Source organism: Thalassotalea sp. 1_MG-2023 (genome assembly GCF_030546745.1).
In the GTDB taxonomy this organism is placed as follows: Bacteria; Pseudomonadota; Gammaproteobacteria; order Enterobacterales; family Alteromonadaceae; genus Thalassotalea_C.
On sequence record NZ_JAUOPD010000034.1, the window covers coordinates 1 to 18,145 of the forward strand.

The 18,145-nt window shown below is 38.3% G+C and carries 12 protein-coding genes and 1 tRNA gene; 6 read left to right on the plus strand and 7 right to left on the minus strand.

Annotated elements, in window-relative coordinates; translation table 11 throughout:
* Positions 1-83: 83 nt before the first annotated feature.
* The 5 genes from Q4489_RS16845 to Q4489_RS16865 form a co-directional block, all read right to left on the minus strand.
* Complete coding sequence (locus Q4489_RS16845) at positions 84-1,697, minus strand: thiamine pyrophosphate-binding protein (RefSeq protein WP_303482693.1); 1,614 nt, start codon at positions 1,695-1,697, stop codon at positions 84-86.
* 5 nt (positions 1,698-1,702) lie between these two features.
* A complete protein-coding gene (locus tag Q4489_RS16850) occupies positions 1,703-3,208 on the minus strand; it encodes an FAD-dependent oxidoreductase (RefSeq protein ID WP_303482695.1) in 1,506 nt (501 codons plus the stop codon).
* A gap of 2 nt (positions 3,209-3,210) precedes the next feature.
* Complete coding sequence (locus Q4489_RS16855; RefSeq protein WP_303482698.1) at positions 3,211-4,044, minus strand: zinc metalloprotease; 834 nt, start codon at positions 4,042-4,044, stop codon at positions 3,211-3,213.
* 482 nt (positions 4,045-4,526) lie between these two features.
* Positions 4,527-4,611, minus strand: a tRNA-Leu gene (locus tag Q4489_RS16860).
* 638 nt (positions 4,612-5,249) lie between these two features.
* Complete coding sequence (locus Q4489_RS16865; protein ID WP_303482701.1) at positions 5,250-5,915, minus strand: TetR/AcrR family transcriptional regulator; 666 nt, start codon at positions 5,913-5,915, stop codon at positions 5,250-5,252.
* 98 nt (positions 5,916-6,013) lie between these two features.
* Between Q4489_RS16865 and Q4489_RS16870 the strand changes: the two genes are divergently transcribed.
* The 3 genes from Q4489_RS16870 (at position 6,014) to Q4489_RS16880 (ending at position 10,778) form a co-directional block, all read left to right on the plus strand.
* On the plus strand, positions 6,014-7,114 hold the full coding sequence (locus tag Q4489_RS16870; protein WP_303482704.1) for an efflux RND transporter periplasmic adaptor subunit: 1,101 nt from the start codon (positions 6,014-6,016) through the stop codon (positions 7,112-7,114).
* 11 nt (positions 7,115-7,125) lie between these two features.
* Complete coding sequence (locus tag Q4489_RS16875; RefSeq protein WP_303482707.1) at positions 7,126-10,206, plus strand: efflux RND transporter permease subunit; 3,081 nt, start codon at positions 7,126-7,128, stop codon at positions 10,204-10,206.
* Between the two features lie 68 nt (positions 10,207-10,274).
* A complete protein-coding gene (locus Q4489_RS16880; RefSeq protein ID WP_303482709.1) occupies positions 10,275-10,778 on the plus strand; it encodes an RDD family protein in 504 nt (167 codons plus the stop codon).
* Positions 10,779-10,805: 27 nt separating this feature from the next.
* Here Q4489_RS16880 and lptG read toward each other — a convergent pair whose 3' ends face one another.
* Positions 10,806-11,873, minus strand: a complete 1,068-nt coding sequence (gene lptG / locus Q4489_RS16885; protein ID WP_303482712.1) for an LPS export ABC transporter permease LptG — start codon at positions 11,871-11,873, stop codon at positions 10,806-10,808.
* Positions 11,870-13,006 carry an LPS export ABC transporter permease LptF gene (gene lptF / locus Q4489_RS16890; RefSeq protein WP_303482715.1) on the minus strand — a complete coding sequence of 379 codons (1,137 nt, stop codon included), beginning with the start codon at positions 13,004-13,006 and terminating at the stop codon, positions 11,870-11,872. Before lptF ends, lptG begins: the two co-directional genes overlap by 4 nt.
* Positions 13,007-13,246: 240 nt before the next feature.
* Here lptF and pepA point away from each other — a divergent pair, with 240 nt between their 5' ends.
* From pepA to Q4489_RS16905, 3 genes are read left to right on the plus strand one after another with little or no spacing between them, the layout of a single operon-like run.
* Positions 13,247-14,755, plus strand: a complete 1,509-nt coding sequence (pepA, locus tag Q4489_RS16895; RefSeq protein WP_074498777.1) for a leucyl aminopeptidase — start codon at positions 13,247-13,249, stop codon at positions 14,753-14,755.
* Positions 14,756-14,761: 6 nt separating this feature from the next.
* Positions 14,762-15,217, plus strand: coding sequence for a DNA polymerase III subunit chi (locus Q4489_RS16900; RefSeq protein ID WP_303482718.1), 456 nt, complete (start codon positions 14,762-14,764; stop codon positions 15,215-15,217).
* A 29-nt stretch (positions 15,218-15,246) separates the two neighbouring features.
* A complete protein-coding gene (locus tag Q4489_RS16905) occupies positions 15,247-18,102 on the plus strand; it encodes a valine--tRNA ligase (RefSeq protein ID WP_303482721.1) in 2,856 nt (951 codons plus the stop codon).
* The last annotated feature ends 43 nt before the right edge of the window (positions 18,103-18,145 follow it).

Sequence of the window (18,145 nt, forward strand, 5' to 3'; positions counted from 1 at the left end):
GGGTTATCGCCATTAGAGGCCGAACACAAATATTGGAAAACTTATAACAAGGTGGCCAGTTTTAGTTGACCACTACAGTAGTTTTAATTAGGAGGTAAATCTTTATGTGGAATTTCACATGCAACAATCCAAGGTTCGTTCTTTTCTGAAGCAACCCAAGAACTAATAATTTCATCAAATTGTAGCTTTGTTTTTGCACGTTTTCCAATTCCGCCATTAAAGACATTTGGAAAGTTTTCGTAAGACCAATTGTTGAGTTTTACATATTTTAAAGGAGCTTTGTTTTCTGTAAAGTAAGAGTTGTCGATTAAATATTGTTCAATAGCATATAAGCTATTGTCTAGAATAATAATTAAGGCAGGTATCTTATATTTTACCATTGTAGAAAAGGATTGCGCTACCATTTGGAAGCCACCATCACCAGAAATAATAATGGGAGTTTTTTTGTTTTTTAAATATGCTCCAATTGCAGCAGGAGTTCCTTGTCCGATAGATAACCAAACTGGATTTGCCAAATACATATTTCTACTAGGCATATCTAAATCTGCTCCTAGGAAACTTCCTAAACAAGTATCCGTGGCAATTTGTATATTATTTTGATCTTGAATATGCTCATTGATACTGGCGAATACTTGTTCGTGACCGAAATAATCTGAATGTGTATTTAAAGAGCGAGCGGGTTTTTCTGGAATTTGGGTAGTAACTGAAATATCTAACTCTAAAAACGCATCTATAACTAGTTCGAGATCAACTGACTCAAATTTTTCTTTTGAAACACGTCCTTTTGAAAAGCTCATTTCAACGATATCATTAAATTTTGTTGTCACAAAAGCCCGATGATCAATTCCCCAAATACAACCCAGCCCGATTGAGCAATCAGATTTGTCAATAATTTCAAAGCGATCTGAAGAATGGAACAAATCACTGTCGTAACAGCCAACAAATAACGGATGAGACTCCAAAATATAAGATTTGGACAATGCTGTAGTTACAAATGGAATATTCCATTTTTCAATAAGTGCTAATACTTTGACGTATAGATTTCTTCGAACCACTTCAACACCAATGATTAAAACAGGTGAGGAAGCATTTAAAATAGTAGTATTAGCTAACGTTTGAAAAGCTGTATTTACTTCAATTTTCTGACTCGTTGTTACTTCCTTTCCCTCTGGAATTTCATTATCCCAGTAGTCTTGCGGAACTTCTATATACACAGGTCGAAATTCTTTATCTGCGGTGTCGAATGCTTTGTCAATAATAGTTTTAGCTTCGGAAACGTTTTCAATAACTTCAGCGAAAACAGTTACATGTTTAAAAACATTTAAATCGGTTTGTTTGGCACCAGTAGAATGAGAAAAAAGACTTCCAAATTCGCTCTCTATTTGGAGATCTTTTTCTGTTGGACCACCATTAATAACAAGTAATGGAACACGTTCTGTAAAAGCACTTGCGACAGCATTTAGTAAACTTAATGTCCCTACACCGTACGAGACACAAACAGCTCCAAAGCCACCATTTCTACCGTAACCATCAGCGATGTATCCAGACTCCAATTCGTTAGTAGTCAAGATATAATTGATGTCTTTGTCTCTATCAATTGCATTGAAAAAACCTGCGCAAGAAGTTCCAGGAATCCCAGCCACATGATTGCAACCGTATGCTTTGAGCTTTTTAATGATATATTCAGAAACTGTCATACAATTCAATTCTCAAAAATGTGTGTACATACTTCAATTGCAGACTCTAAAGCGCCTTGAATCCAAGAATGTGTAAGCGAGCAATGTTCACCAGCTAATAATACTCGATCTTCATGTTTCACCAATTCAGCATGCAAATCGGTATGATCTCCAGGATTAAAAAATGCAAAAGCGCCAGAACTCCATTCATGATTATCCCAACTCCATCTGTAAGATTCCACAACATCAGTCATATCAGCTTCCGTATGAATTTTTGCCAATTCATTCTTTACATAGTCGTTAATGCTTTCTTCAGGAATGTTATCAATTCGCCTTGCATGCATTCCCCAAGTATACGAAGCCAATAGCATGCTTTCGACATCTGTTGCTTTTTCATCTTTTGCTTCAGCATTATCCGAAGGGTACCAAGTATGTCCTAATCCGCCATCCCAAATGCTTCCTCCACCGTAAATGTTATCTTTTTTTTCCCAAAACCGATGTTTAGTAACACTTACTATTTTGGAAGAAGAGTCATAATTCACATTTCGAATAGCGTTGATTTTCTGTTTTGAAAAAGCTGCTTCAATTTCTAATCGAGAAAGTACACCTAAAGGAATGGTACAAATTACCCAATCGGCTTGCATGGTTTTTGTTTCACCATGTTCAGTATAGACAACGGAAGCTGCTGAAGCTGAGTTATTGATTTTTTCTACAACTGCCCCACGATGAATATTTGCGCGAATGTTTTCAATAAACTTTTGAACCAGTTGATCCATCCCTCCTTCGATTTCTTCGAAATTCCCAAGCCAAATTTCTTCTTTTTCTTCACGAAGGTGCTCCGATAACCCAGTATTTAAATAGGTAGTTACTCCATATAACGAAGCTACATATTCAATAGCATCTCTGGTGAATCCCCCAGCTTTTAAATTGTTGTATAAAGAATCTTGATCGACGTTTAGTAATTCTTTAGAAGAAAGATGATTTTCATACAACTCTTTTTGTTCACTTTCGCTCAAACTCAACAAAGTTTCTACAACTGTTGCAACCCAAATATCATCAGCAGACATTTTTTGTTCTTTTTTATTGAGAACAAATTCTGACTTTAAAGCATCTTTTCCAGCTTCATCTCTTCGAACTCTTTTGCTACGAATGTAAGCGTATGCGTTTTCATTATCCTGAACAAATTTTCTAGTTTTTAATCCGAACTTGTTAATGTATCCTAAAGTTAGATCATGTTCCTCAGGAATACGCATAGCTCCAAATTCGCAATAATTATTCCCTTTACGAAAAGTTCTAATCCTACCACCAACATGGTCGTTTTGAGCTTCCAAAATAATGACTTCGTATCCTTTTTGTTCTAATTCATGTGCAGCACACAATCCTGAAATTCCAGCCCCAATAATTACAACTTTATTATTAGTTTTTACTTGGATATTTTCAAAGTTAGCTTTTCTTTGAACCGCCATTTTACGTTGATTACCACCGAGCTTCGAACGTAATTTTTCTTTTGTTGATTTACTATAGTTTCTCATAATTACGTGTTTAATAATCCAGTTCGATACATCATAATTTGTTCTTTAACTCTAGCTTCTTGTTCTGGTGTTAATTCGTTCATCCATTCGTCATCTACATAATTCATATAGTTATTAATCGGTGCATTCTCTCCAACAATGCAAGCATTGTGAGCCTGATCTAGCTGCGGTTTTCCATAGTTGGCTGCACTATGTGCTGGTGTGTCGTGCACATGATCGCCAATTCCATCGCAACCTCCTTGAAAAGTATGATACAACCCTAGCCAATGCCCAACTTCATGAACACCAGTCATTCCTAAATTGTATGGGGCTGCATCACCACCTGGAAGGGATTCATCTAACATTACAACCCCGTCCAAAATAGGATCTCCAGATAAATCAAAAGGAAAAGTTGCCCAACCTAGTAATCCAGAAACTAACCCCCCTGTATAAAAGTTTAAATATCTTTTGGAGTCTGTTCCTAGTAATGTTTTTGCTTCACGTTCAGCAGCGGAACCATGTCCCATAAAATACCAACTCTGATTATCGATAAACTGAACTTTAGACTCGCTATATTTAAATTTTAAGTTTGCTCCTGCAAAAGCTTGATTCAACAGATCGATTTGTTTTTTTCGCTGGCTTTTAGTGATCAACCCTTTTGCCCCGTAGGTAACATGATGAAAACGAACCTCAATAGAAAGCTGAGAAAATAAACTACGTCTCGATTTGTTCGATGAAATTTCCTCATCTACTCTAAGAATTTCAATTGGAGTAGGAATTTTGGTAGCACACCCTCTTCCGTATTTTGTAAACTCGCCTTGATTCTCAAATTCCTTGTCATTAATGAAAAATGCCATATTTTACCCTCTTGACTCTCTAGTTGTTTATTATTTAACCAAGATGCCATAATGAATTTTTAATGTAAATCCCTAATTCACGACTGGTTAACAGTTGGTAAAGAGGCAAACTGTCTGTTGTTTATATTTTAAATTCGCCAAAAAATTAGAATTTTGTAGTAAGTTACCAGCAGTCGTTAGATGGCAAAAGACTCTAGAGTAAACCCTATTTACAAGGAGATTTGGTTTAAAATAGCGCGAAATTAAAAAATGCCAAATGTGAGCGCTAATCAGGTAATTCTTTAGGTTGGGTAAACGCGTTTTCACATTTTAATTTAATGCTGCATTATCTAATGCACTATTTATGGCACAAAGCACTTATTCAAGCTAACATGTTTATGTCCAAAAACGAGCTAAAGTAAATGTCTGCTCCTCGCTCACTTCAGCCCCAAAAAAAGCAAATAAAAAAGCCCCATCCGATTAAGGACAGGGCTTTCATATAATGGTACCGGTGGGCGGACTCGAACCGCCACGCATTGCTGCAACGGATTTTGAATCCGTCGTGTATACCAATTTCACCACACCGGCAAAGGCTTTTAGCTAACTTTTTAGTTTGCAAAGAAATGGATTATCTATAAAAACCAACTTCTTTGAATACTAACCAACCTTAAAACTAGGTCAGTAATTTTTGTAATCTCGTAAAAACTTTGCAAATCTTTGCAAGAAAAATGCAAACACTCACTTTCAATTCAGGGCAATAAAATCAAGTACCGAAATTCAAAATCAAGCTAAACATCTTCAATTTTGAATCCGTCGTGTATACCAATTTCACCACACTGGCAAAGGCTTTTAGCTAACTTTTTAGTTTGCAAAGAAATGGATTCTCTATAAAAACCAACTTCTTTGAATACTAACCAACCTTAAAACTAGGTCAGTAATTTTTGTAATCTCGTAAAAACTTTGCAAATCTTTGCAAGAGAAATGCAAACACTCACTTTCAATGCAGGGCAATTAAATAAAGTACCGACATTCAAAATAAAGCTAAGCATCTTCAATTTTGAATCCGTCGTGTCTACCAATTCCACCACTCCGGCGACACAGCCACTTCAACAACTTCTTGTTGAAGTGGCTGGCATTATACGAGAATACTCGGTGTTGGCAACCGCTTTTTTATCAGATATGCACTATTTGATGTTAATTTATACAACACTCAATTTATTCACATTTTATACTTTATATGCCCGCAAAAATACGGGTACCGCTTGACGGATGTGCGCGGTAACTTCTGCTTTCGTGGGCGGGTTGTTTGGTAATAGTAACGCTTGTACATGCAATCGTGATTTGATCATTTCAATCAATAAATGCGCAGCAAACTCGCTATCGTCAATGTGTAATACACCTTGTTTATTCAAGTAAGCTAAATAATCACTAATCGGACGGCATCCAGTTAACGGGCCATATTTAAAGATAAGCTCCCCCAATTGAGGTAGTGCTGGCACGATATTAATCACCAAACGGAACAAATTAATCACGGTTTCAGACAAAAAACCATCCATAAAGCGACAACATACCTTGATTAACGCTTCTTCTGGCGGTAGGTCATAATCAATATCAACCAATAATGACACTTGTGCAGCGATATGCTCTCTGATCACAGCAATCAATAGCCCTTCTTTATTACCAAATTCACTGTAAATATTACGCCTTGAGCCGCCCGCCTCACTAATGATCATTTCAAGTGATGTATTGTCATAACCATGTTCCAGAAACAATTGTTGTGCGGCATCTAAAATTTTTTTTCCGCGTTCAGATAAAGTTTTATGCGATAACGTTAATTCTTCGTGCATACCTATTGAATATTTTTCATTGACTTTGGTACTAGATAGTACCACAATATCTGGTACTTAGTAGTACCATTTCATATCTTCATGTATTCTTTTATGAATGTGGACTACGCTTTATTGATTAATTGTTTATATGGACGTCTGCAATGCGTAATATTTTTTATTGTTTTTTTCTCTTATTTCTAGTGGCTTGCTCAGATAATTCACCCAAAAAAGAGCCTTTAATTAGGCCCATTGCTTGGCAAAAAGTATCCTTATCGCCGATGGAACAGGTCCGTACCTTATCTGGCATTATTGCGCCTGTAGAAACGGCAACATTAAGCTTCGAAGTGGCGGGTAAGTTAGAAGATGTACCCGTAAATTTAGGTGACACGGTACAAAAAGGTCAACGTTTAGCGCAATTAAATCAACGCAGTTTTAGCCTCAGCGTGCAATCAGCAAATGCTAATCTGCAACAGATACAAGCCAATTTTTCTGAGGCAAAAAGTACCTATAATCGATTTAAGCAATTGATCAAGCAAGAATTAGTATCACAATCAGATTTTGATAATGCTAAAGCCGCTTTTGAATCAACTAAAAGTGCTGTTGCCGTTGCTCAAGCGCAAGTAGATATTGCCAATAAAAACCAACAAGACAGCATTTTACTTGCACCATACGATGGTGTAATCACTAATCGTTTAATTGAACCTTCTCAACAGGTAACCCCAGGGCAACCTATTTTTGAAATTGAAGGTGAGCATGGTTTAGAAGTTCATGTAATGGTGCCTGAAACATTGATAAGAGAACTAACAAAAAATACTGAATTAAATGTCACTTTTCCGGTTTTAAATCAGGTAGTGATGAAAGGACACATTACTGAAATTGGCACAAGAGCTCAATCAGCCAATGCGTTTCCGTTAACTGTCATGCTAAACGATAACCATGATGCATTAAGAGCTGGCATGACAGCAGAAGTTTCTTTCACCTATAAAAATAGCGAACAATCAGGCTACTCAGGGCCAGCAATTAGAATACCTGCTACAGCAATTGGTGCAGATCTCGAACAGAAGTCCTATGTATTTGTTTACAACAAAACATCAAAAACACTGAATAAACGCTATGTACATGCAGAAAATGTCATTAACAATGAGATTATTTTATCGAAAGGGTTAAAAAATGGAGAAATTATTGCCACAGCTGGCATTGCCTTTCTACGAGATGGTCAACAAGTGACGCTTTTAGATCAACAAACCCAACGTTTTAATTAGGGGTTTTATCAATGAATATTACCGCAACGGCTTTTAAATATCGTAAGACTGTTTTTTTAATTGCAGCGTTAATGCTAATCAACGGCATATTTGCTTATTTTACTTTGCCAGCCCAAGAAGATCCTAGTATTACCATCCGTGAAGCGATTGTAACCACACAATTCCCAGGTATGGCGCCAGACCGAGTAGAAAAGTTAATAACCAAAAAGCTTGAGGAAGAAATTCGTAAAATTCCAGAAGTTAAAGAGATAAAATCGTCTTCATCAACTGGGTTATCAACAATTCATGTAAAAATTTACGATCGTTATTTTAATTTAGATGATATTTGGCAAGACTTACGAAATAAAGTAATCGCAGCGCAAAATAAGTTACCTGAAGGCACGATAACACCCTTTGTGAATGATCAATTTGGCGATGTATCAGTTGTTACTTTAGCCCTTACAGCTGACGGCTTTAGTATGGCTGAAATGTACGATATTTCTCAACATATACGTGATACTTTATATAGTGTTGAAGGCACGAAGAAAATTGACATTTTGGGTTATCAATCGGAGCGAATTTACCTCGAAACTTCTAACGCAAAATTGTCTCAATTGGGTATCTCACCTCAAGCACTTATGAATGAATTAAGAAATCAAAACATTGTGCGTTCTGGTGGCGAAGTTGATACTGGTGCTAAAAGCTATATTATTGAACCAACAGGTAATTTTAACACCCTAGAAGACATTGCGAATACCTTTATTTCAATCCCAGGAAGTGAAGACTTTATAGCCCTAAAAGATATTGTTACCATCAAGCGAGGGTATATAGATCCACCAGATAAACAGGCATATTTTAATGGTAAGCCAGCCATATTCTTTGCCACAGCAATGTTATCTGGCTACAACATTTTAGAATATTCACCACGCTTAATAAAAAAAATTGAAGAAATTCAAACCACATTACCCATAGGCTATCAATTAAACATAGCCACTCACCAAGCAGAACAAGTTGAAAAAACAGTTCAAGGAGTGTCCTTTAGCGTATTACAAACGCTAGCCATTGTGTTAGTAGTTGTAGTGCTTTTTCTCGGGGTAAGAACAGGTCTTATTGTAGGAACAATTGTACCTTGTGTGATGTTAGTAACGCTAACCTTTATGCAATTTAGCGGAATAAAGTTAGAGCGAATGAGTTTAGCGACGCTTATCATTTCACTTGGCTTATTAGTTGATAATGGCATTGTTTTAGCAGAAGATTTTAAACGACGTTTAGAAGACAATACTTCCCGTTATGATGCTATGGTTCAGGGTTGCAAAGAGTTGGCCTTGCCTTTATTGAGTTCATCAGCAACCACTATTTTATTCTTTTTGCCGTTAATGTTAGCCGAACATGTGGCTGGGGAATATACCCGATCTATTTCCTTAGTTATTTTAATTTCTTTATTAGCGAGCTGGATTTTAGCACTCACTATCACGCCTATTTTAAGTTACTATTTTATCAAAGTGCCCGATAATGATGGCAGCCCAGCAAAAACGGACGATAGTCGTTTAGGAAAATATTACCAATCATACCAGCGACTTCTGTTATGGATTTTATCCCACAAGGCATTTTTTTTATCGAGCATGGTGGTGTTATTTTTTATCGCGGTGTTTTCAATGCAGTTTGCCGCAAAACAATTTTTTCCTGATTCTGATCGAACACAAATACTGATTAATATCGATTTACCTAACGGCACTTCATCACGTGAAACAGACCGTCAGATGAAACAGTTATTTACTTGGTTTAACGACAACAAAAAGCAATTTGACTACATTGAAAGCTACTCTGGTTATGTTGGTTTTAGTGGACCTAGGTTTGTTTTATCACTCAACCCTGAAGACCCAGCACAAAATAAAGGCTTTATTGTATTAAACGTAAAGCCCGGTACCAATATAACGGCGGTGACAGAAAGTTTAGATCCGCTGATAGAATCAACCTTTCCTAATGTTTCGGCACGTGTGAAAAAAATGTTTTTAGGTCCTTCTGATTCCGCTATTTTAAAAATCCAAGTGAAAGGTCCTGATAAGAATGTGCTCTATAAAAAAGCACAAGAAATTATGGCGTTATTACACGACACTCCTAATACCATTAATGTGCGACATGACTGGGAAAACTTAATTACTAAAATTTCCGTAAAAGTTGATCAACATCGAGCCAAAAGAGCAGGGTTAACTTCTAGCGATATAGCCCAAGCGTTAGAAAGCTATTTTAGTGGCGCGCATATCACCAATTTTCGCGAAGGTGACGATATTATTCCTATCGTTTTTCGTGCTAAAGAGGGCGAACGTAAAAACATTGATAAATTACGAACTCTCAACGTGTATTCACACACGACGGGTAATACAATTCCGTTATTTCAAGTAGCTGATTTCGAACCAATAAATCAATTTTCTATGATCCATCACGAAGACATGTTTCGAACCATCAGTATTGAAGCGCGCAACACAAAGATGGCAGCAGAAGATTTGAAGTTGCGAATCGATGACAAGCTTGAAGCGCTGAAAAAAGATTTACCTGTCAATCATCGTATTGAATATGATGGTGTGATCAAGGAATCGGCGGCAGCACAAAAATCACTTAGTGCGAATATGCCGATTGTTTTAGGTGTGATCATCATTTTATTAGTTGCTCAATTTAACTCCTATCGCAAGCCGTTGATCATTTGTTTAACCATTCCATTGTCTTTTGTTGGTGCGGTAATGGGGTTATTTATCATGCAAGCACCATTTGGCTTTATGGTAACCCTAGGTTTGTATAGCTTAGCGGGGATTATTATCAATAATGCCATTGTACTAATTGACCGGATAAACATTGAACAAGCACAAGGTAAAAGTGAATTTCAAGCAATTGTCGACGCTTGTTTGATGCGTCTTCGCCCAATTGCCATGACAACTATCACCACTATTATGGGGTTAACGCCGTTAATTATTAGTAAAGATCCATTATTTTACGGCTTAGCAAATGTTATCGCCTTTGGTTTAGGTATCGGCACTATTTTAACCTTAGGTGTTGTACCAGCGCTTTATGCTGCTTTGTATAAAATTAAGCCAAGCGAAGAAGAAGGCACATGTTAGTGTAGATAAACTATTAAGTCGCCGAGAAGAGTCTGCTACACTGACGCGTCAATTTAAAACAGAGTATTATGATGTCTTCAGTAGATTTTACCGTTTTTCCACGCGCTGGCTTTATGCGCCGTTTTGGCGCGTGGGTTTATGACGCACTCTTAGCGATTGCGGTTTATATGGTTGCCGGCGCGATTGGATTTGGTCTATTTAAGATTGCGGCTACTTTAGGTTTGGTGAATATGAACGGCCATCAGCATTTAATTGATGTACAACAATCATCCTATCTTTATAGCGCGCTTATTTATGGTTGGAACTTTTCTTGGGTTATTTATTTCTTTTTATTTTTCTGGGCCCGTAGCGGCCAAACCCTTGGTATGAAAGCATGGCGTTTAAGACTACAACACCTAGACGGACAATTAATTAATAAAAAGCTAGGCTTAATAAGAATAATCTACAGCATATTTGGTTTAGGCAATATTTGGCTATTTATCGAATGGAAGCATAAGTTAAGTTTACAAGATAAATTAACCAATACAGAAATTGTCGTTTTATCACTAGCAGCAAATAAAGCGAAAATTTAATCTCATATTAAAGCGGGAAAATAACGATTATCCCGCTTTCTTACGAATAAAAAATAAAGCGATGGCAGTAAAAATTACACTCGGCATTGCCGCACCAAATATCGCAGGAAGCTGATATACCAAGCTCAGCGAACCTAACACTTCATTCGTGATAAAAAACAAAATGCCGGTGGCGATCCCCATCATAATTCTTGCGCCCATTGACACTGAACGCAACGGACCAAAAATGAAAGAAAGTGCGACCAATAACATAACCGCAACAGTGACAGGTTGTATCAATTTTCGCCAAAAAGCTAATTGATAACGACTTGAATCTTGGTCGTTTTCCGCGAGGTAATCTAAATAATCTAACAAGCCTCTCACCGATAAAGATTCTGGCTTAACGGTTACTACACCGAGTTTATCTGGCGTTAACGTAGATTGCCATGCCATGGTCGGTAATGATTTTGTGGTAATTTCTTTATCTTGAATATAGGTATCTACCACATCACTTAGTAGCCAAGCGTCTTTTTGATAAACCGCAGAACTTGCCGCCAGCCAACTTGAAAGTTTTAAATCACGATCAAAACGGTAAATTTGTATTCCTTTTAATGAGCCTGTGTCTTGCACTTCCATGATATGAACAAAATAATCTCCGTCTTTTGCCCACGTGCCACCTTTAGCAGAGATCAAGCTACCTCCAGAAATGGCTTGCGCTTTTACTTGTCTAGCAGCAGCCTCTCCCGCGGGTGCTAACCACTCCCCCACCGCCATACTCAATATGATAAGAATTGAAGCAGACTTCATCACTGATTTAATGATATCTAAGCGTGATAATCCCGAGGCTTGCATAACAACCAACTCAGAATTACTGGCAAGCATACCAATACCAATCAACCCGCCTATTAAGGCAGCCATGGGGAAAAACAATTCGACATCACGCGGTACGGCGTATAACACATAAAGCGCTGCATGCGACAAGTCATAACTGCCCTTGCCTACAGATCTCATTTGTTCTACAAATTTAATAATGCCACTGAGGCTAACAAACACCGCAAGCGTGAGTAAAGTGGTAGAAGCGATAATTCTGGCAATATATAAATCTAAAATTTTCATGTTTTAGCCTCTTTTTTATTGGCATAAAACGGTAAAACAGAACGTAACCTTAACCCCGTACTTCGACTTTTTGCTAGTAAACTAAAGCCAACAAATAGCGCTGATATATGTACTGGCCACAAGCCTACTTGTAATGGGATTGAGCCTTTTTCTAAGCCACTTCGCATAGCCGTTAGCAGCAGTAAATAACTTAAGAAAAGTAAGATAGCAGGAAACATTTTGGCAAATTTTCCTTGTCGCGGATTAACAACACTTAAAGGAACAGCAACAAAGGTTAAAATAATACATGCCAATGGAAAGGCTATTCGCCAATGAATTTCAGCACGATATTCACTTGATGTTTCATTGAACAATTGTTGGGTGGGAATAGCACTTAGTTTTCTGCGTTTATGTTCAACTTTTTGATCTTCAATTTGAATGTAATATTTACCGAATGCAACTTGTCTAAACTCCTCGTTCTTTGGGTCATTTTGATAACGTGTGCCATCTGATAAAATTAAACGTTGCGAGCCTGACGATTCTTCTATTACCTCACCTTGTTTTGCATACACTAAACTTGAGTTAATAATTTCACTCTGCCCAGATTTCTCGTTTGGTAACTGTGCCACAAACACTTTCTCTAAGGTGTTACTCACCCTATCTTTTCCGTGAATAAACACCACAGCTTTTTTATTGCCTGTGGTTTGAAAACGTCCAGCCACTAATGCACTTAATCCAGAATCTGCAGCAAGTTTTTCTTTGACTTGATACTCATATTCAGAAGCAAGCGGAGATAAATATAAAGTAAACAAGCCTGTAAATATCGCCGTTATAATAGCTAGAATAAGCGTAACCCTGACCACATACCATTCACTTATGCCCGTCGCATGTAAAATGGTCATTTCGTTATCGGCATAAATGCGGCCATAAGCAAGCAAAATACCTAAAAAGAAACTTAAAGGTAAAATTGTACCAGCCAAATCAGGTGCTTTTAAACCAATAAACACCATCACTAACTGGCCAGGAATACCACCTTCAGAGGCATCATCAAGAACTTTGACAAATTTATGGCTGATAAAAATGGTCATTAACACCACAAACACGGCGAGCTGGGTTTTAACAACTTCTTTTAATAAATAACGAAAAACGATCACAAAGAGATCCTACAAAAACTTAGTTTTTTTCTGACATAAAGACAATTTTTAAGTAAACTTGTCATTTTCATAACTAAAATAATTCAAAAGCCTTTAGGTAATGCTTCTGGATAAGGCTATAATTATAGCCTTTAGCGAAAAATAAATCACAGTAAGCTTATCTATTAATGGTAGATTTAAGCAAGTTAAACTGAATTTTTTTTAAAAAACGTTCAGATTTACCTCAAACTAGGAGAGCCCATGGAATTTAGCGTAAAAAGCGGCAGCCCAGAAAAACAACGCAGTGCTTGTATAGTGGTCGGCGTTTTTGAACCAAGACGTTTATCTGCTGTTGCCGAACAACTGGACGAAATCAGCGAAGGCTACATTAGTAATTTGTTACGTCGAGGTGACTTAGAAGGTAAATCAGGTCAAATGTTGTTATTACATCATGTACCTAATATTTTAAGTGAACGAGTATTACTGGTTGGCTGCGGAAAAGAACGCGAGCTTGACGAAAGGCAGTATCGTCAAATTATCAGTAAAACCATCAACAACTTGAACGAAACAGGCTCAATGGAAGCAGTATGCTTCTTAACAGAGCTTCATGTGAAAGGCCGTGATAATTATTGGAAAGTAAGACAAGCCGTAGAAGCAACACAAGATTGTTTGTACAGTTTCGATAGCTTGAAAACACGTAAAGAAGAACCACGTAGACCACTTCGAAAAATCGTTTTTAATGTCCCAACAAGACGAGAATTACCTTTAGGTGAACGTGCTGTAGCGCATGGTTTAGCTGTCGCGGAAGGAATTAACACCTGTAAGAATGTGGCGAATATGCCGCCAAACATTTGTAACCCTGCGTACCTTGCTGAGCAAGCTAAAATTTTAGCGAATGAATATGACAACGTCTCAACCGATGTGGTTGATGAAGCGCAAATGGAAGCACTTGGTATGGGTTCATACCTTGCAGTAGGCCGCGGGTCTGCCAATGAATCCATGATGAGTATTATTCATTATCAAGGCGGCGACAAAGACAGCAAGCCCATTGTACTCGTTGGTAAAGGGCTAACCTTCGATAGTGGTGGTATTTCAATAAAGCCAGGCGAAGCCATGGATGAAATGAAGTACGACATGGGTGGAGCAGCTGGCGTACTGGGTGCAATGCACACCTTAGCCGAACTTAACTTACCTATCAATGTTATTGGCGTACTTGCTGGCTGTGAAAATATGCCAAGCAGTAATGCTTACCGCCCTGGCGATATCTTAACAACCATGTCTGGTCAAACCGTTGAAGTGTTAAATACTGATGCTGAAGGCCGTTTAGTTTTATGTGATGCACTAACCTATGTTGAACGCTTTGACCCTGATTGCGTGATTGATGTTGCAACATTAACCGGTGCTTGTGTTGTCGCCTTAGGTAAACATGCAAGTGGTTTGTTAAGTACGCATAATCCACTCGCACATGAATTACTCAATGCGTCAGATCAAAGTGGTGACCGTGCTTGGCGTTTACCCTTATGGGAAGAATACCAAGAACAACTTGAAAGCCCATTTGCCGACTTCACCAACTTAGGTGGACGTGCAGCAGGTACCATTACCGCAGCATGTTTCTTATCGCGATTTACTAAGAAATATCATTGGGCACATTTAGATATTGCCGGCACAGCTTGGCGTAGTGGTGGTAAAGATAAAGGCTCAACGGGTCGCCCTGTTAGCATGTTATCGCAATTTTTATTAAATAAATCTGGTGTAGAGCAAGGTGAATAAGCGCACATGATGAATACACATGTCATGTTTTACCTGTTAGAAGATCAGGAAAAACACAACATACCGTTAGATAATTTACATGCATGCTTTCAAGCAGCGAATTTTTATCGACAAAATCAGCGCGTATTCATTTATACAGACTCGCAAGAACAAGCTCATCAAATTGATGAGCTTTTGTGGTCTTTTGATCCAAATAGTTTTGTTCCTCATAACTTACTTGGTGAAGGACAAAAAAATGGTTCAGCAGTAGAAATTAGCTGGCAAGCACCTACAAACAGACGACAAGTATTAATTAATTTAACGAGTACAGTGCCAAACTTTGCTCAACAATATTCAAACATTATCGATTTTGTACCCAACGACGAAAAATTGAAGGAGCTTGCTAGAGCACGCTTTAAACAATACCGTCAACTTGGGTTTCAGGTAGACAACCAAGCGGCTGCACCTGTGAAAACAAAGTAACATTAAATTAACGCGTAAGTATTAATCCAATGGAAAAAACATTTAACCCTGCTGAAATCGAAAGCAAACTTTATCAATCTTGGGAAGAGCAAGGCTATTTCGCCCCCACCGACAACGGTGAAGGGTACTGTATTGCTATTCCACCACCCAACGTAACGGGTAGCCTTCATATGGGGCACGCCTTTCAACAAACCATCATGGACACCCTAATACGCTATCAACGTATGCAAGGTAAAAGTACCTTATGGCAGGCAGGTACTGACCACGCAGGTATTGCTACACAAATGGTGGTAGAACGTAAAATAGGTGCAGAAGAAGGCAAAAATCGCCACGACTATGGTCGTGACGCTTTTATCGATAAAATTTGGCAATGGAAAGCGCAATCTGGTGGCACCATTGGCAAACAAATGAAACGCCTTGGTAATTCAATTGATTGGTCGCGAGAACGCTTCACCATGGACGATGGTTTAAGTGATGCAGTACAAGAAGTGTTCGTACGCCTTTATCAAGATAATTTAATTTATCGCGGCAAACGATTAGTTAACTGGGATCCAAAATTACATACAGCCATATCTGATCTTGAAGTTGAAAACAAAGACAAAAAAGGCCATATGTGGCAACTACGTTACCCACTGGCTAATGGCGCTAAAACCGCTGACGGTAAAGATTATTTAGTGGTAGCAACAACCCGCCCTGAAACCATGCTAGGTGATACAGGCGTTGCAGTAAACCCAGAAGATCCACGCTATAAGGCATTAATTGGTCAACATATTAAGTTACCGCTTGTTGATCGTTTAATACCTATTGTTGGTGACGAACATGCTGACATGGAAAAAGGCACGGGCTGTGTAAAAATTACGCCTGCGCACGACTTTAATGATAATGAAGTAGGTAAACGTTGTAATTTAGCCATGATTAACATCTTTAATAAAGATGCGGCTATTTTGGCTAATGCTGAAGTATACAATACCAATGGCGAACCAAGTGAAGATTTTGACGCATCATTGCCTAGCGATTTAGTTGGACTAGATAGATTTGACGCCCGTAAAGCAATTATTGCTAAATTTGACCAATTAGGGCTACTTGATAGCGTTAAAGATCATGATTTAGTCGCTCCATACGGTGATCGTTCTGGTGTTATTATCGAGCCATTACTAACTGACCAATGGTATGTAAGAACAGAAGCCCTTGCAAAACCTGCAATTGAAGCGGTAGAAAATGGCGACATTCAATTTGTACCAAAGCAATATGAAAATATGTATTTTGCTTGGATGCGCGACATTCAAGACTGGTGTATCTCACGTCAACTATGGTGGGGACATCGTATTCCTGCTTGGTATGACAACTCAGGCAATGTATATGTAGGTCGTTGTGAACAAGAAGTCAGAGAGAAACATCAACTTGCTGAAGATGTTATCTTAAAACAAGACGACGACGTACTAGATACATGGTTTTCTTCCGCACTCTGGACTTTTTCAACATTAGGATGGCCTAATGAAGAAGAAATGATGAAGAAGTTTCATTCGACTGATGTATTAGTCACAGGTTTTGACATTATTTTCTTCTGGGTTGCTAGAATGATCATGATGACCATGCATTTTATCAAAGATGAAAATGGCAAGCCTCAAGTACCTTTTAAACAAGTTTACGTGACAGGCCTTATTCGCGATGAAAATGGCGATAAAATGTCAAAATCAAAAGGCAACGTTATTGATCCATTAGATATGATCGATGGCATCTCTTTAGATGAATTGCTTACCAAGCGTACAGGCAACATGATGCAGCCTCAGCTTGCTGATAAAATAGGAAAAGCAACCAAAAAAGCCTTTCCTGATGGTATAGAAGCCCATGGTACAGATGCGCTTCGCTTCACCTTGTCAGCACTTGCTTCTACTGGCCGTGACATTAACTGGGATATGAAACGCTTAGACGGTTATCGCAACTTCTGTAATAAGCTTTGGAATGCTAGCCGCTATGTATTAATGAACACCGAAGAACACGACTGTGGCAAATCAGGCGGAGATATTACCCTTTCGTTAGCAGACCGTTGGATACAAGCTGAACTTCAAAAGACGGTAAAAACCGTGCATGAAGCCTTTAAAACCTTCCGTTTTGATTTAGCTTCACAAGCGCTGTATGAATTTACCTGGAACCAGTTCTGTGATTGGTATTTAGAGCTCACTAAGCCCATATTATTTAAAGGTAGTGAAGCACAGCAACGGGGCACACGCAAAACATTAGTTGAAACCCTTGAAACGCTCTTGCGTGTCATGCATCCATTAATGCCATTTATTACAGAAACTATCTGGCAGCGTGTAGTACCGCTAACCAACTTTAATACTCAGGGTGATAGCATTATGGTGCAAGCATATCCTCAGTACGATGATTCGCTTGTCGACCAGGCAACCGTTGATGATTTAGAGTGGGTAAAACAGTTTATTGTGGCAATTCGTAATATTCGAGGTGAAATGGATATTGCACCAAGTAAACCATTACCTGTGTTCTTGAAAAATACTTCTGCAGACGACCAACGCCGCGTAGATGAAAACAACAACTTCATCAGCGCGCTAGCCAAACTCGAAAGCATTGAAGTTTTATCTGCTGATGACGATGGTCCAATTTCTGCCACATCAGTTATTGGTGAAATGTCAGTGTTAATTCCAATGGCAGGATTAATTGATAAAGAAGCAGAATTAGCACGACTGAGTAAAGCGATTGAAAAGTTAGCTAAAGACGCACAAAAAATCAGCGGAAAGCTTAACAATGAAAATTTTGTTGCGAAAGCACCTGCGGCCGTTATCGATAAAGAAAAAACTAAATTAGCAGAAACTGAATCTGCATTAGCGAAACTTAACGACCAAAAAGCGCAAATTGCTGCAATGTAGCGCTATTTAGCCGACGTTTACTGTAATTAATAAAAGCCTGTTT